17 protein-coding genes, 1 tRNA gene, 3 pseudogenes and 1 other annotated feature are annotated in these 18,724 nt (G+C 51.1%); of the genes and pseudogenes, 7 read left to right on the top strand and 14 right to left on the bottom strand.

What is annotated here, in order from left to right; genetic code table 11:
- Positions 1-42: 42 nt before the first annotated feature.
- The gene (gene speF / locus L085_RS07775; RefSeq protein WP_044031971.1) at positions 43-2,208 is read right to left on the bottom strand and encodes an ornithine decarboxylase SpeF; all 2,166 of its coding nucleotides are present in this window, start codon (positions 2,206-2,208) and stop codon (positions 43-45) included.
- Positions 2,209-2,912: 704 nt separating this feature from the next.
- On the opposite strand from speF, the gene L085_RS07770 reads away from it, so the two are divergent.
- Positions 2,913-2,988 (top strand) — tRNA-Phe (locus tag L085_RS07770).
- Positions 2,989-3,180: 192 nt separating this feature from the next.
- On the opposite strand, the gene L085_RS07765 is transcribed toward L085_RS07770, so the two are convergent.
- The 7 genes and pseudogenes from L085_RS07765 to L085_RS25020 form a co-directional block, all read right to left on the bottom strand.
- Complete coding sequence (locus tag L085_RS07765) at positions 3,181-3,567, bottom strand: site-specific integrase (RefSeq protein ID WP_226988579.1); 387 nt, start codon at positions 3,565-3,567, stop codon at positions 3,181-3,183.
- Between the two features lie 65 nt (positions 3,568-3,632).
- A pseudogene (locus L085_RS25260) lies at positions 3,633-4,871 on the bottom strand (IS3 family transposase).
- Positions 4,450-4,566 (bottom strand) — a sequence feature (AL1L pseudoknot). It overlaps the preceding pseudogene by 117 nt.
- A 251-nt stretch (positions 4,872-5,122) precedes the next feature.
- Positions 5,123-5,413: a hypothetical protein gene (locus tag L085_RS07745; protein ID WP_144240674.1), complete on the bottom strand. Its 291-nt coding sequence runs from the start codon at positions 5,411-5,413 to the stop codon at positions 5,123-5,125.
- Between the two features lie 99 nt (positions 5,414-5,512).
- Positions 5,513-5,926 carry a hypothetical protein gene (locus L085_RS07740; protein WP_049870648.1) on the bottom strand — a complete coding sequence of 138 codons (414 nt, stop codon included), beginning with the start codon at positions 5,924-5,926 and terminating at the stop codon, positions 5,513-5,515.
- Between the two features lie 48 nt (positions 5,927-5,974).
- A complete protein-coding gene (locus L085_RS24530) occupies positions 5,975-6,313 on the bottom strand; it encodes a hypothetical protein (protein ID WP_071841613.1) in 339 nt (112 codons plus the stop codon).
- A 560-nt stretch (positions 6,314-6,873) separates the two neighbouring features.
- On the bottom strand, positions 6,874-7,773 hold the full coding sequence (locus tag L085_RS24525; protein WP_071841662.1) for an integrase domain-containing protein: 900 nt from the start codon (positions 7,771-7,773) through the stop codon (positions 6,874-6,876).
- A 1,222-nt stretch (positions 7,774-8,995) separates the two neighbouring features.
- A protein-coding gene (locus tag L085_RS25020) for an IS5 family transposase (protein WP_144240673.1) occupies positions 8,996-9,839 on the bottom strand; the annotation gives its coding sequence in 2 pieces (ribosomal slippage) (positions 8,996-9,494 and positions 9,493-9,839; 846 coding nt in all).
- 747 nt (positions 9,840-10,586) lie between these two features.
- Here L085_RS25020 and L085_RS07730 point away from each other — a divergent pair.
- A complete protein-coding gene (locus L085_RS07730; RefSeq protein WP_044030487.1) occupies positions 10,587-11,300 on the top strand; it encodes an IS6 family transposase in 714 nt (237 codons plus the stop codon).
- 123 nt (positions 11,301-11,423) lie between these two features.
- Here L085_RS07730 and L085_RS24510 read toward each other — a convergent pair.
- A pseudogene (locus L085_RS24510) lies at positions 11,424-11,585 on the bottom strand (Tn3 family transposase); the annotation flags it as partial.
- 287 nt (positions 11,586-11,872) lie between these two features.
- Between L085_RS24510 and L085_RS25255 the strand changes: the two are divergent.
- Entirely contained in the window at positions 11,873-12,283 is a 411-nt protein-coding gene (locus tag L085_RS25255) for a hypothetical protein (RefSeq protein ID WP_144240672.1), read from the top strand.
- Positions 12,284-12,435: 152 nt separating this feature from the next.
- On the opposite strand, the gene L085_RS07725 is transcribed toward L085_RS25255, so the two are convergent.
- Complete coding sequence (locus L085_RS07725) at positions 12,436-13,017, bottom strand: IS91 family transposase (protein WP_049870647.1); 582 nt, start codon at positions 13,015-13,017, stop codon at positions 12,436-12,438.
- 63 nt (positions 13,018-13,080) lie between these two features.
- Positions 13,081-13,347 carry a transposase zinc-binding domain-containing protein gene (locus tag L085_RS25695; protein WP_226988578.1) on the bottom strand — a complete coding sequence of 89 codons (267 nt, stop codon included), beginning with the start codon at positions 13,345-13,347 and terminating at the stop codon, positions 13,081-13,083.
- 547 nt (positions 13,348-13,894) lie between these two features.
- On the opposite strand from L085_RS25695, the gene L085_RS07715 reads away from it, so the two are divergent.
- The gene (locus L085_RS07715; RefSeq protein WP_049870705.1) at positions 13,895-14,557 is read left to right on the top strand and encodes an RraA family protein; all 663 of its coding nucleotides are present in this window, start codon (positions 13,895-13,897) and stop codon (positions 14,555-14,557) included.
- A 13-nt stretch (positions 14,558-14,570) separates the two neighbouring features.
- Here L085_RS07715 and L085_RS07710 read toward each other — a convergent pair whose 3' ends face one another.
- On the bottom strand, positions 14,571-15,284 hold the full coding sequence (locus L085_RS07710; protein WP_044030485.1) for an IS6 family transposase: 714 nt from the start codon (positions 15,282-15,284) through the stop codon (positions 14,571-14,573).
- Positions 15,250-16,017: pseudogene (locus L085_RS07705) on the bottom strand (IS630 family transposase); the annotation flags it as partial. The gene L085_RS07710 and the pseudogene L085_RS07705, both read right to left, overlap by 35 nt.
- A 98-nt stretch (positions 16,018-16,115) precedes the next feature.
- Between L085_RS07705 and L085_RS07700 the strand changes: the two are divergent.
- The 3 genes from L085_RS07700 to L085_RS25865 all read left to right on the top strand — a co-directional run bounded on the left by L085_RS07700 (position 16,116) and on the right by L085_RS25865 (position 17,838).
- A complete protein-coding gene (locus tag L085_RS07700) occupies positions 16,116-16,349 on the top strand; it encodes a hypothetical protein (protein WP_044030484.1) in 234 nt (77 codons plus the stop codon).
- Positions 16,350-17,023: 674 nt separating this feature from the next.
- Complete coding sequence (locus tag L085_RS07695; RefSeq protein ID WP_255347249.1) at positions 17,024-17,665, top strand: tyrosine-type recombinase/integrase; 642 nt, start codon at positions 17,024-17,026, stop codon at positions 17,663-17,665.
- Between the two features lie 14 nt (positions 17,666-17,679).
- Positions 17,680-17,838 carry a hypothetical protein gene (locus L085_RS25865; protein WP_255347248.1) on the top strand — a complete coding sequence of 53 codons (159 nt, stop codon included), beginning with the start codon at positions 17,680-17,682 and terminating at the stop codon, positions 17,836-17,838.
- Positions 17,839-18,058: 220 nt separating this feature from the next.
- On the opposite strand, the gene L085_RS07690 is transcribed toward L085_RS25865, so the two are convergent.
- Positions 18,059-18,595 (bottom strand): hypothetical protein, encoded by a 537-nt coding sequence (locus L085_RS07690; protein WP_049870646.1) that lies wholly within the window; start codon positions 18,593-18,595, stop codon positions 18,059-18,061.
- Positions 18,596-18,724: the final 129 nt, after the last annotated feature.

The raw sequence follows: 18,724 nt of genomic DNA, 5'->3' as shown, positions 1-18,724 counted from the left end.
CCGCATGGATAGGAGAAGGGCCGGTGCGAACCGGCCCTTTTTTTACTGCTTGATCATATAGCCAAAGATGCGCTTCCAGCCGTGATCTTTTTTCTCGATGTAGACCCCCTGCAGCTCCGGCGAGAAGCCCGGCAGGCGGTTGATGCCCTCTTCTAACGCCAGGAAGTAGCGCTGCACCGCGCCGCCCCACACTTCGCCCGGCACCACGCACAGCACGCCCGGCGGATACGGCAGGGCCCCTTCCGCCGCGATGCGCCCTTCCGCCTGGCCGATCGGCACCAGCTCGACGTTGTCGCGGATAAACTCCACGTTGGCGTCCTGCGGGTTCATCACCACCGGCGGGAAATGATCCTGACGGAACATCTCCTTTTGCAGCTGCTTAACGTCAAAGCTGACGTACAGATCGTGCATCTCCTGACACAGCCGGCGAATGCTGTAGCCGCGGTAACGCTGCTCGTTCTTGCGGTACACCGTCGGCAGCACCACGCTCAGCGGCGCATCCTCTTCGACATAGCGTTCGAACTGCGCCAGCATCTCCACCAGCTGTTCCATCTTGGCCGGGTTCTCCGCCGGGGTCAGCAGGAACAGGATCGAGTTGAGATCGCACTTCTCCGGCACGATGCCGTTCTCGCGCAGGAAGTTGGCCAGAATGGTGGCCGGCACGCCGAACTCGGTGTATTGGCCGGTCGCGGCGTCAATCCCCGGCGTGGTCAGCAGCAGCTTGCACGGATCCACCAGATACTGATCCTGGGCATAGCCTTCGAAGCCGTGCCACGTCTCCCCCGGCACGAAGGTGAAGAAGCGCGCGTCGTTGGCGATCAGATCGGTATCGTGATCCTGCCAGTCTTTGCCCGCCACCTGCTGCGGAATAAACGGCTTCAGCTGCGAGCAGCGCGTGAGCAGCTGTTTGCGCGTCTCGATGCCCAGCTTGACGCAGTCCATCCACATGCGGCGCCCGGCGGGGCCGGCGTGCATCTTGGCGTTGACGTCCAGCGCGGCGAACAGCGGGTAGAACGGGCTGGTCGACGCATGCAGCATGAACGCGTTGTTCAGGTGCTTGTGGTTGCAGTGGCGCTTTTGCCCTTTGATATGGTCGTCTTTCTTATGGATCTGCGAGGTCTGCGAGAACCCTGCCTGCTGTTTATGCACCGACTGGGTGACGAAAATGCCCGGATCGTGCTCGTCCAGCTCCAGCAGCAGCGGCGAGCACTCTTTCAGCATCGGAATAAAGCCTTCGTAACCCACCCAGGCGGAGTCGAACAGAATGTAATCGCACAGGTGGCCGATGGTGTCGATCACCTGGCGAGCGTTGTAAATCGTGCCGTCGTAAGTGCCGAGCTGAATGATCGCCAGCCGGAACGGCCGCGCCGCCGCGGCTTTCTCCGGCGCCACCTCGCGGATCTGCTCACGCAGATAGCGTTCGTCGAAGCAGTGCGCATCGATGCCGCCGATAAAGCCGAACGGGTTGCGGGCGGTTTCCAGATAGATCGGCGTGGCGCCGGCCTGGATCAGCGCCCCATGGTGGTTGGATTTGTGGTTGTTGCGATCGAACAGCACCAGATCGCCGCGGGTCAGCAGCGCGTTGGTCACCACCTTGTTGGCCGCCGAGGTGCCGTTGAGCACGAAGTAGGTTTTATCGGCGTTGAACACCCGCGCCGCGTGCTTTTGCGCATCCTTGGCCGAGCCTTCGTGGATCAGCAAATCGCCCAGCTTGACGTCGGCGTTGCACATATCGGAACGGAACAGGGTCTCGCCGTAGAAATCGAAAAACTGCCGGCCGGCCGGGTGTTTGCGGAAGAACTCGCCGCCCTGATGCCCCGGGCAGGCGAAGGTTGAGTTTTCCATCTCGACGTAGGTCTTCAGCGTTTTGAAGAACGGCGGCAGCAGCGCCTGCTCGTAGGCGTCGGCGGCGGCCTCCAGCTGCGCCATGTAGAACGGCTTGCTGGCGCCGGCCAGCAGCGCGAAAACCCCACTGACAAACAGCAGATAGTCCGGCGAGAGATGCTCGTCCCCTTCCACCGCCACGAAGGTCGGAATGTCGAACCCCGTCGCCTGCAAGCGCGCCAGAATGCCGGCGTTCACGTCGGCGACCGACACCACCGCCGCCGCCACGTCGGTGTAGTCCGTCTGCTCTACGCGCACGATCTGGCGCAGCGTCTCAATGGTGGCGACCAGGCTGGCGCTGGTCGCGATTTTCAATTCTTTCATCATGCTGACTCTCAAACGGTGAAGGATGAGGGTGTGCCACCGGCACGGTAATGAGATAACGCGGTTATCCCGGTAAAAGCGATACCCGGGCACGGCAGCATAAGCGGCGTGCGTGACCGGCTCATGATCGGGGATCATCAGGCGGCTATCGGGGGAACTGGTCTTGGCAGCGTCCGACAGGCATCAGTAAAATCAGGGCCGCAGCGCTGGCTTTACGCATGCCTAACAGCGAGCGTCAGGCGGCCTTACCGCATGGCCGGCAGGCGTATTCGGGCGGATGACGTGCGGAGGAAACAACGGCGGAACGGTGGCGGCGTCAGATGTCTGGTGCGCAGCAGCGCTTGAGCAACAAAACCAGTCATGCCAATAACCCTCTGGCTTATAAGAAGCGGAAACACCGTCAGGGAACGGAGAGTGCTAAAATTTGCGCAATGATTGCATGATTCGTTGCAGGGTTCAAGCGAGAATCGCCTTGATTGAACGTCCATTGATTAAAGCATAATTCATTGTTATTTAATTGAAAAACCAAAAATCGCGCGTTTTAAGATGGTATAAATACACGTTTTATATGCATATTTATTGAATGCGGATATCCCCCCGTCCCCGCCCCTCCGGGCTTGCTGCCTGAAAATAGAGCAACCGATCGGCTTTGTGACAGAAAGCGATTGACGCCATCCGGCCAATACGGTTTAATGCGCCCCGTTGCCCGGATAGCTCAGTCGGTAGAGCAGGGGATTGAAAATCCCCGTGTCCTTGGTTCGATTCCGAGTCCGGGCACCACTAATTCTGCATCAATGCACACTGGTTAAAGAATGAGAACTTTAACGGGTGGTTAATACGGAATCGGCTTGTCAAAGAGATAACAGAATAACTGTTTACTACCGCGACGTTGTAAGTTGAATTCCTCAAGAGGGACGCCTGTGTTTGCCCACAGGCGTCCTTTTCTCGAACACTGGTGATATTCACAGCAAATCATACCTGTGTCAAGCTTTGTAAGCTTCTCGTAGCAGTGATATCCGTATGTAAAACAAGTTCCTGTTCTAGTGCTTTTCCCGCTACTTCCATATCCATTTCGATGTACTCCATTGTAGTGCTAACGTTACGGTGCCCCAGCAAGTCCTTCACCAGTTTTAGATTTCTGTCCGGGGATTTCATCAACTCCGTGGCAAGTGTGTGACGGAAACGGTGAGAGGAAATATCAAAGCCACTCTCCCTGGACAACCGACGATAGAAGCTACGAAATGACTGCAGAACGTTTTTCTCGTCATAGATGTAATGAGTATTCCGTGGATTGGTGAACCGTTTGACATCAAAAAGCATGTCATGCTGACCCGCACCGCGCTCGATTGCACGCATCATGAGCAACTCTATTCGCTCCCTTATGAACCGCCCCGGTTTTCTTGGAGAGTTTTTAGTCCGGGAACTCAGGCGGCGAGCTCCCTGTCTTTTATAGCTGCATGATACGCTTTTTCAGCTTCTATCGGTGGGATATGACCCAGTCGCTCCAGTAAACGGCGATTATTGTACCAGTCTACCCACTCCAACGTGGCCAACTCCACTTCTGCTCGAGTTTTCCAGCTTTTGCGATGTATCACCTCCGCTTTGAACAGGCCATTGATGCTTTCCGCCATCGCATTGTCGTACGAGTCACCTGTGCTACCCGTCGACGCCAACAACTCAGCATCTTTCAGTCGCTGTGTGTACGCCAGAGACACATATTGCGAACCTTTGTCGCTATGATGGATAGTTCCGCTGGGACGGCGGGCCCACAGCGCCTGCTCCAGTGCATCCAGCACGAACGCTGTTTCCATCGACGATGACACCCGCCACCCCACAATGGCGCCGGCGAACACATCAATGATGAACGCGACGTACGCAAAGCCCTGATAGGTGGCGCAATAGGTAAAATCTGCCACCCAAAGTTGGTTCGGACGTTCTGACACGAACCGGCGGTTTACCCGGTCCGGCGCCGCCGCGCCCTTCCGGCTTATCGTGGTTCGCACTTTTTTATCCCCGTCGCACGCCCGCAAGCCCCATTTCCGTCATGAGCCGTTCCACCGTACACCTGGCCACCTTGATGCCCTCACGCAACAACTGCCGCCAGACCTTGCGGGCACCATAAACGCTGTAATTTTCATCGAATACCCGCTGTATTACGGATTTGAGTCGTTCATCACGTTGTTCACGCTGACTGCGTTTCTCCGGATGGCGCCGACGCTGGTCATGCCAATAATACGTTGACGGGGCAATATCCAGTTCATGGCATACCGGTCCGCCCCCATGTTCAGCGCTGAGGATGTCCAGCAGTGGCATTATTTCTTCCACAGGCGGTCGAACTCCGCCTTGGCAAAATAAGCAGAAGCCTGGCGCAGAATGTCGTTACTGCGCCGTAACTCCAGGTTCTCCCGCTGCAGTTCTTTGAGAAGTTCACGCTCATCCGCGGTAAGGCTACCAGAGGTGTTAGTGGTAGCGACACCGCCCCCGGCATCCCTTTCATGTTGACGGAGCCAGGCTCGCAGGGTGTCGCCATGGCAGCCGATTTTCGGGGCGATGGCTTGAACGGCTTCGTGTTCTGATTTGTACGCGCTGCGCTGCTCCAGCAACATTCTGACTGCACGTTCGCGCAGTTCAGGGGGATAGCGTTTGGCGGATTGTGATTTCATTTTGGGTCTCCTTTCACTGAGAGTTTAGTCTCCAAGAAACCCGGTACGGTTCATCATCGTTATGACTGCTATACCCTTCCAAATGGTAAAGAATGGAGTCATCAGCCAGTGCCGCCTCATCCACTTCACCCGGAGCAAGGAGTTCTGGGCGTTTAAGGTGGTGGCGCAACCAGAGTAGTGGCAACTCCCATCCTGGATTTTTGGAAAGTTTGGAGTCATTCCGCTCTATCCGTACAGAGCCAGGGCACAGGTTATGAATCAGTATCAAAACCAGTCGGTGAAAAAAACTCAGGGCGCTGAAAGAACCCCACACGTTCTTTGACGTAAGGCAGCGGTTGCATCGGGAAATTTTCCTCTGCTCCCGGTGATACACGTAAACCGGCCGTTTCGAAGATCATGCCATCAAACAGCTGACCGGCTTCCGTGATACCTTCTGGCCGAGCCTCTTCCGGCAACAGCCAGAACACCTCGGTCACCGCCAGGGTGAAATCAATCCACGCGTCCTGGGACGGTGGTGCGACAAAATACACATTCATACTCACGATAAATCCTCCGGTAACAAAAAATTTGGGGGGGGGATTTATCCCCCGGACGGGAATAAATCCCCGTCAGGGTGTGTGTCTGTCAGGCTGTCGTGCCGATCACCAAACCTCGAGCTCGCCAATCGCAATGTCGGCTTCGACATCGCGCTTGCCTTGCTCCACAGCCTGCGCCCAATAAGACGCGTGAATATCTGCGCTCAGTGTATCCAGGTGAGCCATAAGTGCTTGCCCGTTAGCGGAAAGCGTCGATATATAGCCGTACTGCATGACCAGCAGGAAACCACCAAAGTCCTCTCCCGCATTGATAACGGCATTTTCCACATCATTCAGCTCAAAGGGGTCTTCACGTTCAAGACCCAATCCCAGACGTTGGTAAGCCCGTATACTCATGAGCTTACCTTCAACCAGGCAAAGGAAATGAAACGCATCAAGCGCGGTTTTCACGTCAAGTACGTTGGGTAACGGGTATGCATCGATAAATCCTCCATAAAATGCTGAGGGATTTATCCCCATAACGGGTGTAAATCCCCGTCAGGGTATTAAGTGGGTAAACCGACCGCTCTAAAAGCGGTAACGCAGTCTGGCCAAATGCTCAGCATGTTGGCTGGCGAGTCGGTAAGCTTTTCTGCGCTCGGTATGCTTGCAAGACAGCACAACATGGGTGCTTACGTAGGTATATTCGCCTTTGTACCAACCTTTGCGCAGCGTCAGTAACGCGCTGACCGAACCATCATCACTGCAGATAACATGCGCGCGAACGGCAAAATTACCTGCTGCATTGACGTACCAGTCAGTAAAACGTGTCGGCGCCATGCGAAAAGGTATTCGCTGGACAGCCGATTTGACACGGTACAGGGTTGAGAAGAAATCAGGAACAACTGAAGAAGTAAAAACAGACATGGTGTTTCTCCTGTAAAAAAGGGAAACACCGCTCCCAAGGGAAAGGTATTTCCCTTGGGATTTGACTGCGCGTGACGCAGTCATCATAGGTAAGAAAGTTAAGCCTTGTTCATCAAAACTACGATGACATCTACTCTCAAAGGCGGGCAGATGTACTACACCGTAAACGGCGTGCTTCCTTTCAAGCTACGGAAGCGTTTTTTGCCACTACCCGAAGGCGATCCTCACAAGTGACAGGATCATTGGTGGCTGTCGACTGACAGCTAGGTCACCCGAAGGCGCTCATCACAGACCCATTGAGCATTGGTGGTTGTCCGAAGACAACGAGCAAGCATGTTTATTTTCCGAGCAAATCGCTGATCTGTCAAGAGACCATGAGCACCTGTTTTTGGGATAAGATTTCCTATTATCCTAATAACGTAACGTCTCAGTACCATTATGATTTTGAGGTCGCAGCCCTGTGAGAGCTGCGACCGTTATGTACGAACCATCATATTCACGCATACAGTTGATAAAATTTTAAATTAATAAAACCCCGCATACTAAATGCAATTAATCCGTTACTCCACATCACCTTTGAAATAGACTTGCTTAATATAACGACCTCGGCCATCACCATGGCCCAAATCCATCGATACCAATGCCTCTGCTTCTACGCGACTCATTCCATTTTTAACATGATAAGTCACCGCATCACGTGAATACGCGTATCGCAAACTATGGGGAGCATCTTTCCCTGTCATTCCAGCTTCACGAACAATATTTCTGTACCGTTCTATTGCCGTATGCAATGACGGCTTATCAATCAGTTTCCCATTGTGTTCATCACAATGTTTTATTGCCGCCTCTAAAATAGATAAAACCTTCTCACGATTAAAAATGGTCGTATCACGAGGACGACCTCCTTTCGTGCCAAACACAACCCGAACACGCTCGTCTCCATTAATTAAAGCCTGTCGCCATGTTTTTAATGACTTTGCTGACTGAACCGTTTCTTCCGTTCGCAAACCTACATAGCGAGACAACTGAACACCTAATGCTACCCCTGCATCTTTTTTTAAGACGTGATTGATGACAGCAGTTAACTTTCCATCCGAAATAGGTTTTTTTGTTCCATCACGGTTAGCACCTGAAATCCCTAAAGCCTGGTTACTCAATTTCTCATGGTTGGGATCGGCCAGTTTATTCCGACCCGCAGCTGACATGATTGAACGCACTGCTGCCATCTCGTTTTGCAATGTACGGAGCGACAGGTTTTCAGCCTGCCGGCTATGAATGTATTTCTCGATATGGGCCGTCTTGATGTGTTTTACATCACGAATTTGAATATTCAACTTTGCCAGACGTTCAGAAAAACGTTCTGCAATTCTGGAACGGTCAGCAACGGTTTTAAAACTCCCTCTTCCCTGACGAGCAAGCGTGACAAGTTGTTTTCCCAGCTGTTTACCGAATCTGGACATCTTAACATCTCCAATGGGATACACGTCCTTCTGCTTTAAAAGAAGCAGACGGATCTGTATCCCAGTAATTTCACCCCGACGACACAGTTGCTTTTGCGCTTCCTGCGTCTCGACTGGTATCTGTACATCGGGGCGGCGAAATGTTGAGTTCTTGCGAGGCACCCCAGATCTCTGATCCGTTTGCTGCTAATGCAGAGCTGACTTTCGTCAAGCTGCCTCCAACACTACTGTTCGTAGTGTCGCCATCGATACCGAGTCGATTTCCTCCTTTTAGATAGTGAAACGTTCAACACGGTGTTTTCCGTCGTAATTACGTTGAAGTGAATGAGTGTCTAAACCGTACTGACACAGTACTACATGTTGGTCAGATGGTAGTTAAACGTTGAAAGCCACGTCGTACGTAGATTGAGACGTTATGCGCTACGCGCGTCACTTGGTAGTGTCTTCGCCACTTCACAAGTGACGCGCGCTCCTCTGCTCCTAATGAGACTCACGTAAGCGGCCAAATGTACCCAATGGCCTTATACGTGCGTTCAAAAGTCGCATAGTCAGCAACACGTCATAAAAGCCTTAACAGCTTTAAAGAAATAAGTGATATCAGTCTGTTGCGACTGAATTCTCCAGGCAAGGACTGCCATATGTAGATGTGTGCCAGGCTAATAGCGCCATGGCATTGTGATGACTTTTCAGCAGCCTTAACCGCCCCGAATACTACGTTATGCAGGCGATATCTGCTCCCAAAGGCGGGCAGATGTACCACACCATACCTGGCGTGCTCCCTCTCAGGCTACGGAAGCTTTCTTTTGCCATCACCCGAAGGCGATCCTCGCAGATGGCCAGATCATTGGTGGCTGCCTATCGACAGCAGGGTCACCCGAAGGCGCTCATCACAGACCCACTGAGCATTGGTGATCGCCCGAAGACGACAGTACAACGTAGGTAGATTAAATGATCTGACCGAATGTCGTCAATAACAACAAGTTAACTATCAAACTAATCATCATATTTTACGTTGACTATATTTTAATACGTACCCACTAAGAAAATAAAAAGCGAGGCATAACCCTCGTTTTAGAAAAACATTGAAAACCACTAACCTTATATTACAAATACATTAATGCTCCAAAATCAACGAAGGCACCGATCTGCTTCAAATAATCCTCACCGACCAATTGAGGATGATAGAGCATGATTTCATTAAATTCAAAGTAGGCTGTATCCCTTAATTACATAACCGTTGATAATAAAGCCGGATGCATCCCAGTTTCACCATTGCCAGATAATTTCTCGCCGTTTTGTCATAACGTGTTGCGATGCGCCGGTATTCTTTCAGGCGACCAAAGCACCGCTCAACGACGTTGCCATTGCGGTAGGCATCACGATCGAGCAGTGCACGACCATCCGACACCATTTTTTCATTTGATTCTCGGGGAATAACCGCTTTAATGTCTTTGTTTTTCAGCTCGTTACGTAATATATGTCCGGAGTAGGCTTTGTCCGCCAGTACCGCATGACCACGGCGTTTCATGCTGCCGTTCTGGCGCTGAACACCAATGCCGTCCAGAAGACGTTGTGCGAACTGACTTTCGTGGGCTTGTCCGGGACTCACTACGATGTTTAGCGGAAGACCGCTCCCGTCTGTCGCCAGATGGATTTTGGTGCCAAAACCACCGCAAGAGCGACCCAGGCCGTTATCTCTGGTGATATCGGAATGTTTTTTGCGCTCCGGCGGCGCATCTGAGCGCCCGAATATTACTACCATCCAGCACAGTGGCCGACCAGTCAATGAGACCGTGAGCATCAAGAGATAAAAGTAACTTATTAAAAATAATGTTAATCACACCGGGTTTAGACCATCGATTAAAGCGGTTATAAACGGTCTTCCATGGCCCGTATCTCTCAGGTAAATCACGCCATGGTGCACCAGAGCACAGCCCCCAGAACATACCGTTGATGATCTTACGATGCTCTGCCCATGGACGTCCGGCTCGTGGAGATGCAGGTTCAGCAGGTAGTAAGGGCTGGATGATAGCCCATGCTTCATCGGGAATATCGTAACGAGCCATAGTTCAATGTCTTGTGAAAACAGTATGTTACTATAACTCAGATGATTAAGGGACACAGCCTAATAATTTTCCTGAGTATGTCTCTACTACGAAACACCTTCTGTCGCCAGCTTCACCCGAGCACCGACTGATGCGACTGATGCGACTGATGCGACTGATGCGACTGATGCGACTGACGCGACTGACGCGACTGACGTGACTGATGCGACTGTTGCGACTGTTGTTCGTCAATCCTGAATCCATATTATCCACCGGACTTTTATAGTGGCAAACCAGCATTTTCAAGACCAATAACGGGCAGTCAACCGGTGGATATGGCCAGTCTTAGTTCGGCCAAGCCAGGAACAAACTGAGCTTCACCTGCAGTACCTACCACGAAGCTATCGCTGTGTCCCCCCCCCACCTAATTTCTGACTAGTCCAATGTCATTTCGCTCGGCAATTAAATACCCTTATTGATTATACACAACAAAGGTGCCCCATGAATATTCTACCATGTATCAGCAGACGAATAGCTTGGATTTTTATAATAACATCCTGCTTTTTCCTAGGTGTCTTTTATATTATTGCATCTTACATTTTTTCAATAAATAATATATAAAACAATCATTTTATGATGGCCTATAACTATGCAACCATGCGAGAAATTTTATAATTACGGCTAATTTAGATCAGCACTCTGATAGGCTCTATTGCAAAAATCTGGAGGTGATAAACTCATCGTCATCTTTTGCTGACGGAGCAGCACATGAACCCATTCAAAGGCCGCCATTTTCAGCGTGACATCATCCTGTGGGCGGTACGCTGGTACTGTAAATACGGCATCAGCTATCGTGAACTACAGAAGATGCTGGCCGAACGCGGTGTCAACGTTGATCACTCCACGATTTACCGCTGGGTTCAGCGTTATGCGCCTGAAATGGAAAAACGACTGCGCTGGTACTGGCGTAATCCTTCCGACCTGAACCCATGGCACGTTGACGAAACGTACGTGAAGGTGAATGGCCGGTGGGCTTATCTGTATCGTGCCGTCGACAACAGGGGGCGCACTGTCGATTTTTATCTCTCCCCACGTCGTAATAGCAAAGCCGCATACCGGTTTCTGGGTAAAATCCTCAACAACGTGAAGACGTGGCAGATCCCACGGTTTATCAACACGGATAAAGCACCCACCTATGGCCGTGCGCTCGTTCTACTTAAACGCGAAGGACAATGTCCTCCTGATGTTGAGCACCGACAGATTAAATACCGGAATAACGTTATTGAATGCGATCATGGCAAGCTGAAAAGGATAATCGGCGCCACGCTGGGATTTAAATCCATGAAGACCGCTTACGCCACAATCAAAGGTATTGAGGTGATGCGTGCACTGCGCAAAGGCCAGGCCTCAGCGTTTTATTATGGTGATCCCCTGGGCGAGATGCGTCTGGTGAGCAGAGTTTTTGAAATGCAAAGCCTTTAAATAAGATAAAAGGCTACCTCGTCACGAACTTTGCAACAGTGCCCGATGAGGTTGCCTTTTGCGTAAGACAGTATGACTTTCCATTGTCCCGTCTCCCCAGAAGCCGACAGTGACCTTTTCCCCCTGCACGTTTACCAGCTCTGCAAGGGCGGCTGAATAGGTTTCGTCGCGGATGTACCATGCCTGAATATCTTAGAGTGATGATTTGGTGTTCCCGAGGCAGGCTTTTGTCATTTTGGTCAGGCCAAGATTGATGCCATCCGCAAGAATGGTGGTGAGGAGCAGGCGAAGAAGTATATTGCGGATGCGGCGGGGAGGATATTTTAGCTAAATCGGCACATCATTGGTTAGTGCCGATGTAAAATGCCCCACGGATCACTATTCAGCCAGTGCTGACACGCCATGAATGCGCGCCTGCGCCGGAACGATTTCCAGTGTGTGCTGATTTTCCCTACTATAATATTTCAGCTGCCACCACATCTTCGTTATGGTCGAAGATGAAAGGGCGTACTTAACACATTCTTCTGTGATAAGGCGCTTGTTATCAACACTTTTCCGATAAGAGGCTTTTTATGAGCGAGAAGTTCATTGACGTACCCTGGCATGACCAAACGTTTACAAGTTCAACGATAAGAAGCACCCGAAACCTGGATGGCAAAAGCGTGAAAGTGGATTCATTGCATCTCCCATTAGGGCGTTACAGCAAAATTGAGGTTCACATCCAGAATGACGCTGGATGCCGTACATCTGTAGAAACATGCTTAAGAATCAATAAAACAAAAGCAGTCGATGATAAGCATCATATTTACACGCATCATGAGGATCTATGGGATAATGATTCCAGAATTTACACTTACACGGTGAACGAGGAAGACAGTAAGGAGCCAACCGATATCTACCTTCAGGGGCATATATCGTCAGCCAATCTGTTGAAAGGTGGTGGTGCCAGAATAACTCTTCGCGGTTATTTTCACACCCCGTGATAATTCGTTCATGGTTAGGAAGCTCAGTCGACTCTTTTTTGGTTTCCTAACCATGAACAGAGGTGATAAAGATCCGCATGCGATGTGGGTCTGAGGCGAGGTAATGCGTAAAATTGCCATTTTTGCTGTGCTTTTAAGCTAAAACCCATTTTTCAGGCGCACTTTTCCAAAGCCGGGGTCTGAAACCATCGCTTTTTCGCCATCCGATGCAGCCTGTCAGAGAACAGTTTGGTGGCGTGTTCACCCGCCACGGCGCCGGTAAAACGCAGCCGGCCTTTGCAGAGGATGCACTGGTACGGCTCGGTGCCCAGGAAGCCTCTCATCAGCACCGCGAACCCGGGGGGCTTCGGTTTTTCCCGTACCGTCATCTCCAATGCTTCGTAGACTTTCGGCAGCAACGAGCCTCGTTTGCGGTTGGCCAAAAAACCGTAGTACCGCACCATTTTAAAATGCCGCGCCGGAATATGGCTGACGTAACGCTGCAGCATCTCCTCCTGGCTGACTTTCTGGCGTTTATGTTGCTGTGTACGGTGATCGTAATACTGATGGACCACGGCACCGCCGCGGTAATGGCGCAGCTGCGAAGCGGCCACCGGCGGGCGCTTCAGGTACCGGCCCAGGTATTTCACACTTCGCCAGGCGCCGCGGGTCTTTTTGGCGAAGTGGACCTTCCAGGCACGGCGATATTGCGCATGCAGGTAACGGTCTTCGTTGCGGATATGGCCGAGGCCCAACAGAGCGCCGGGATTGATGCGGGCGTAGTTGTCCCGCAGCAGATATACGACGGCATTACGCCACTAGATCTGGCAGAAGAAACGGGTATGAGTGCAGTTCAGTGAGGTGCAGCAGTCGCGGCGTACGCCCATGGCACAGGTGCCGCAGGCGAGCATGCGTTCGACAGCGAGTTTGGTCCAGTCGCTGAGCGTGTGGCCGTGTTTGTCGAGATAGCGGCTCCAGCCGTCATCATGCTGGAACAGGAGCTTTGCGGGGCGCGGAATGTACATGAGGCCGAGTCTACAGGGCGGCAGCGGACAGGAAAAGAGCGTCGACGCCAGCCGGCCCATGTCTCAGACGTGCTCATTTTATGCGTGTGTCAACGCGGCGGTGGGGCATGCGCTACAGTGCGAGCCGCCGGGCCGTCAGGCTGCACCGGCGTTGATGTGAGGCTGGGGCTTTAAAGACGGTTGAGGCAGCAACGCTGCCGTGCTCGCCCCGCTGGGGTGCTACGTTCTTTTTGGCTAATCAAAGTAGCCAATTGATGTGAATTGTTCGCTTTTGTTTTAATGAAACTATATCATTTAAAATAATATTCGTGAGAATCAATTTTATAATGTCACCGAGCATGATATTTATCTTGATTTTTAGTGAGGCGCCAATTAATTAAATTGAAATTATTAACACGCTTATAATTGCCTTGGCATGTAATTTTAGTGGGGTTTTTATTTTGTTTAATTATCCTTTGGTTAGGGTTTTTATTAATTAACGTTTTTAATTGGATTTGACTTCTTTGTTTTTTGCTTCTATTCCTTATTTGGTGTTTTCTGCATTGTTTATGTGAGGGTCAGAGAAATCTCCTCTGTCAGGTTATCTGTTTTTTTCATGGTGTTAACTATGCCATTTGAATTAATATCACCGAGGCTACTCACTGAGTTCAAAAACAAGCAGATAAGCACGTCAACAATTGTTGACATTCTGGATGGCATGAATGCGGGCTATGTGTTGCCCCCTAAAATACATGCAATAAATCTGTCTGAACATTACCTTGTGGCCCAGGCTTATACCGTATGCTGGAAAATGGTACGTAAGGGTAGTGATATTTTGCAGCCACAGCCCTCTACCTGGTCGCAGGTCGCCCGTTTTTTGGTCCCTGAACTACACACCGGTGCAGGATTGGTCTATGTGGCGGGAGCCGGTCCGCTGGTGGCTCATGCAGCGTTGGCTGGAGGGATGAGTTGTACCTACTTCGAAAAATTGGGGTTTGCCGGGGTCGTTCTGGGCGGAGCGGTACGAGATCTGCGCGAACTTAAACAGTTGTCGATACCGATCCTCGCCAGCAATCCTATTCCCACCGATACTCAGGGCGCTTACTGGGTCGCTGAAACGGGCATCCGGTGCCAGATAGAACAGGTAACCATTGAAAGCGGCGACCTCATTGTTTCGGATATCAACGGTACCGTTGTGGTGCCACTGGACCTGACGGAGAGGTTGCTGCAGCAAGCTCTGGATATTGACAGCACGGAAAACGGCACTGTTGCAAAGTTCGTGACGAGGTAGCATTTTATCTTATTTAAAGGCTTTGCATTTCAAAAACTCTGCTCACCAGACGCATCTCGCCCAGGGGATCACCATAATAAAACGCTGATGCCTGGCCTTTGCGCAGTGCACGCATCACCTCAATACCTTTGATTGTGGCGTAAGCGGTCTTCATGGATTTAAATCCCAGCGTGGTGCCGATTATCCTTTTCAGCTTGCCATGATCGCATTCAATGACGTTATTCCGGTATTTAATCTGTCGGTGCTCAACATCAGGAGGACATTGTCCTTCGCGTTTAAGTAGAACGAGCGCACGACCATAGGTGGGTGCTTTATCCGTGTTGATAAACCGCGGGATCTGCCGCGTCTTCACGTTGTTGAGGATTTTACCCAGAAACCGGTATGCGGCTTTGCTATTACGACGTGGGGAGAGATAAAAATCGACAGTGCGCCCCCTGTTGTCGACGGCACGATACAGATAAGCCCACCGGCCATTCACCTTCACGTACGTTTCGTCAACGTGCCATGGGTTCAGGTCGGAAGGATTACGCCAGTACCAGCGCAGTCGTTTTTCCATTTCAGGCGCATAACGCTGAACCCAGCGGTAAATCGTGGAGTGATCAACGTTGACACCGCGTTCGGCCAGCATCTCCTGTAGTTCACGATAGCTGATGCCGTATTTACAGTACCAGCGTACCGCCCACAGGATGATGTCACGCTGAAAATGGCGGCCTTTGAATGGGTTCATGCGCTGCTCCGTCAGCAAAAGATGACGATGAGTTTATCACCTCCAGATTTTTGCAACAGAGCCCCATAAAGTGCTGAACTTTTCTCAACAACTGCCATATTGTTCGGCACTGATGCTTACGGGTTATCGTGTCATGCAACGCCTGCAATAATTGCTCAACGTGGTTCACCCACGCTGAGTAAACCGGCTGATAGATCACCTTGAACTTTGGGTTCGCTTTCAGCCAACGGAGGGTTTCACAGCTTTTGTGAATGACACGATGAGCGTGATGCTTTTTGTCCGTCTGTATGTCGCTTTAAGATGATTTAACAGACTGATAAATAAATATAAGTTTTTACTTTTGCCGCCAACGGAACTGATTTTCCCTGTGCCACAGTGCCACTGCTCGCCCCAGCCAGATAGTATTTTTCATTCTGCCCCGGTGTCACCACGCGCTTTTGTTGCCCGCGTAGTTGCCAGTCTGCACCGATTTTCGGATTGAAGTGGATATCCACTTCATCTTCATAAAATACCGTGTGCTTAACGCTGCATTCGTCCAACGCTTTGTGGATTGCCGCCATCTTTTCATCTTTGTGCGGGTCACGTATATTCACGGTCGGCGCTGCCCTGCGCCATACTATCCTGGCTGATGGTAACCAGCGACGGAGGGTTCGCCGACATCGCTGACGCGCTCACCCCGATGCAACATCAGCATCGCGATGAGCCGACTGGCATGATTTTTATCTAGCGTTTTTCCGTTTTACGAGTAGCGTGGTCTTTCCATTTCATTCTCGTTTACGTATTCCGATCAATAATTATCCTCACGTACTTAGGTCTTAGAAGGAAATAGTTATGCTCAATAATAGAGAAGCATTTGCAGCAGCGATAATGGCAAATAAAACCGCATGGAGCGCACTACTCGGAGCGCTTATTGCCCAAGGCTCGATTAACCCACAACTTGTGCATCAACACTTGAAAACCTGTCAGGTGGAGTTTTCTCAGAAAGAGTTGACAGCGCTTGCTGAAGCAGTAGACATGTACATTCAGACGGTTGAAGCGTGGACGAAAGTTAATTTCGAAGCGTAATCCAGCCAGGCCAAACAGGTATTATCGTATAATCATCACAACAGGATTTTAACGTTTCTTCCATGAACATGCTCAGGGTTATCATGTTAGCTTCGTCGCTGTATGTTTTAGTTTTAATACAGGTTAATGCAAATATTAAACACGCGTAATTTTTTCTATTCGCTTGGTGATTATATATTTCCCTTCCGTCTTCTGCTATTTCCGGCAAGCCCCTCGCCCTGTCCCGCTTTACGCGCTCTGTGTCGATTATTTTCTTCCGAGTTTTGGCGTAATTCCAGAGATTGGAAACAAAAAGGAGTGGCTGACCGATCACCACCACGAATTATTTCCCTTTTGGATTTCTCATGTTGGGCCTCTTCTATCTTTTGTATCTGATTCGGCTTAACGCCTCTTTTACTGAACGTTGCCGACTTATCCACCGTTTCTGTGGATAACGCTACATCTTGTGCCTGAGCGTCCCGTTTAAGCTACTGCATGTTGTGTTGGTATGCTCTGCTGTCGGCACCGCCAGGCCCCGGCGTCAGGTCTGGCGTTCGTTGGTGATTCGGTTAAACTTCTATTCAGGATGATTTAACCGAACCATGGCTGGCACCACAAAAATTATTATGAGCGATCACCCGGCGCGGTTGCGGCAAAATAGACACTGAAAGTCACTGATTGCGGATCACGAAAAAATGCGCCCTGCCCTCCTGCAAAACTCTCAGATTTTACGTAGCGCGATCGGCGGCGATCTGCTGGCCGGCGATGACCGCTATGTGCGCGCCCTCACCCTGCGCAACCGCGCCGCGTTGCATGGCGATCTGCCCTACTACCTGCTGCCGCCGGAAATCGCTGTCTTACTGTCCTGCTGCCACGACCTGGAAAAGCGCACGCTGTTCGAGTTTTTGTGGAACACCGGCGCGCGGATCAATGAGGCACTGGCGGTATGTCCGGCTGACGTGGAATTTGATGCGACGCCGGCGTTCGTCACGCTGCGTACCCTCAAGCAGCGGCTCAACCCCAGGGTTGGCCGGCCGCCGGCGCTGAAACTCAATGCACCGGGACCAACCGCCCGAACGGCATCCCCGGTCAAACGCACGGTGGCGCTCGAGGACGGACCCTTTGCGGCGCGGCTGCGCGATCACATCCACATCTTTACCGAGCACAAGACCAAACCGATTTGGCCGGTGACCGATGACACCGCGCGCAACTGGTTGAAGAAGGTGCTCCGTGAGGCTGATCGTCAGGGCGTGCGGTTCAGCCTGGCGCGCGTCCCCCCCACACATTCCGGCACCGCGTTGCGATGCATCTGTTGTTTCATGGGGGGGCGCCGCTGACGCTGCAGGCCTTGATGGGTCATAAGGATTTTAAATCGACGCAGGTCTACCTGAAGGTGTTCAGTCTCGACACGGTATCAGGCCGGGGTGGCGTGCCGTTCTCGATGGATGTCGGCGTGGCGGCGGAGATGCTGCAGCTGGCCGATAATGGTGTAAAAAAGGTGTTTGATTAGTACCTTTTTGGTGTTATTTAGGTGCTTCTTTTACACTGCTAGTCGGGCGGCATCCATGATGTAGAGCGTGTTAACTATAGTGTGTTGTTTTGGTACTGATTTGGTGTTTATATAGTGCTTTATTGGTGCTATTTAGGCTCCGGTTTGATGTGCTTGGGGTCGGCTTTATAGCGTAGATGACGTGGCAAGACTGCGTCGGCGTACAGGAAAAATAACGTCTTTACTGACACTGGCGATGCAGCCCTATGCCCTTCCCACGCTGCAGCAACAGGGCGTCATGGTGATTATAGGCATGAACAGGCAAGCGATCGGCGCCATTCGCCAGCAGCCAAATTGTTCGAGTGATCCCATCGACAAAATCAAGCGCAGGAACTGGCAAGCCACGCTCTAGAATAAACCGACATGTCGGAGTGGCCAGCGGCACCGGGTTGCCCGCGCCAATGCTAAAGCATCTTTCTGCTTCGTGAAATTTACGGTCACGTCGCCAGGCGGCCTCATCACCGCGGCTGAGTTCAGGCACAATGGAATTCGGCGTGTTACGCCAGGCTGACAGCAACTTATCTCTATCGGCTATGACTATGTAATTCTCACTGGTGTCAGAAATCTCCTGCTCCATATAGGCAAACTCACCCTGCCGCAGCGGAATTTTGAATCGGCAATAAATAATGTCGTTATACCTGCAGCTGTACACCCCCTCGACCAGGTGTACAGGATAGTCACTGATGGCAACGTGTTTACCGATTAGATCAGGTGTCATAACGGTTCCTTTATTGGGTTGTATTGATGCCAAAATGATACCATTAGTATACCGGTTTGACGCTTTTATTCACGCCGACACAAGTCCTTCATGGAATATTAACCGGCTTGCGTTGAAGTCCTGAACGGC

The sequence above is a fragment of the Serratia sp. FS14 genome, from assembly GCF_000695995.1.
In the GTDB taxonomy this organism is placed as follows: domain Bacteria; phylum Pseudomonadota; class Gammaproteobacteria; order Enterobacterales; family Enterobacteriaceae; genus Serratia; species Serratia nematodiphila.
This window is presented reverse-complemented; position numbering and strand designations above follow the sequence as displayed.

Excerpts from the sequence above, each read along its gene's own strand:
- L085_RS07730 (WP_044030487.1), top strand. The coding sequence starts at position 10,587 with ATGAACCCATTCAAAGGCCGCCATTTTCAGCGTGACATCATCCTGTGG.
- L085_RS07695 (WP_255347249.1), top strand. The coding sequence starts at position 17,024 with ATGCGCCCTGCCCTCCTGCAAAACTCTCAGATTTTACGTAGCGCGATC.
- speF (WP_044031971.1), bottom strand. The coding sequence starts at position 2,208 with ATGAAAGAATTGAAAATCGCGACCAGCGCCAGCCTGGTCGCCACCATT.
- L085_RS07710 (WP_044030485.1), bottom strand. The coding sequence starts at position 15,284 with ATGAACCCATTCAAAGGCCGCCATTTTCAGCGTGACATCATCCTGTGG.
- L085_RS07700 (WP_044030484.1), top strand. The coding sequence starts at position 16,116 with ATGCTCAATAATAGAGAAGCATTTGCAGCAGCGATAATGGCAAATAAA.
- L085_RS25695 (WP_226988578.1), bottom strand. The coding sequence starts at position 13,347 with ATGGGCCGGCTGGCGTCGACGCTCTTTTCCTGTCCGCTGCCGCCCTGT.
- L085_RS24530 (WP_071841613.1), bottom strand. The coding sequence starts at position 6,313 with ATGTCTGTTTTTACTTCTTCAGTTGTTCCTGATTTCTTCTCAACCCTG.
- L085_RS07715 (WP_049870705.1), top strand. The coding sequence starts at position 13,895 with ATGCCATTTGAATTAATATCACCGAGGCTACTCACTGAGTTCAAAAAC.
- L085_RS25865 (WP_255347248.1), top strand. The coding sequence starts at position 17,680 with ATGGGTCATAAGGATTTTAAATCGACGCAGGTCTACCTGAAGGTGTTC.
- L085_RS24525 (WP_071841662.1), bottom strand. The coding sequence starts at position 7,773 with ATGTCCAGATTCGGTAAACAGCTGGGAAAACAACTTGTCACGCTTGCT.
- L085_RS07690 (WP_049870646.1), bottom strand. The coding sequence starts at position 18,595 with ATGACACCTGATCTAATCGGTAAACACGTTGCCATCAGTGACTATCCT.
- L085_RS07765 (WP_226988579.1), bottom strand. The coding sequence starts at position 3,567 with ATGATGCGTGCAATCGAGCGCGGTGCGGGTCAGCATGACATGCTTTTT.
- L085_RS25255 (WP_144240672.1), top strand. The coding sequence starts at position 11,873 with ATGAGCGAGAAGTTCATTGACGTACCCTGGCATGACCAAACGTTTACA.
- L085_RS07740 (WP_049870648.1), bottom strand. The coding sequence starts at position 5,926 with ATGGGGATAAATCCCTCAGCATTTTATGGAGGATTTATCGATGCATAC.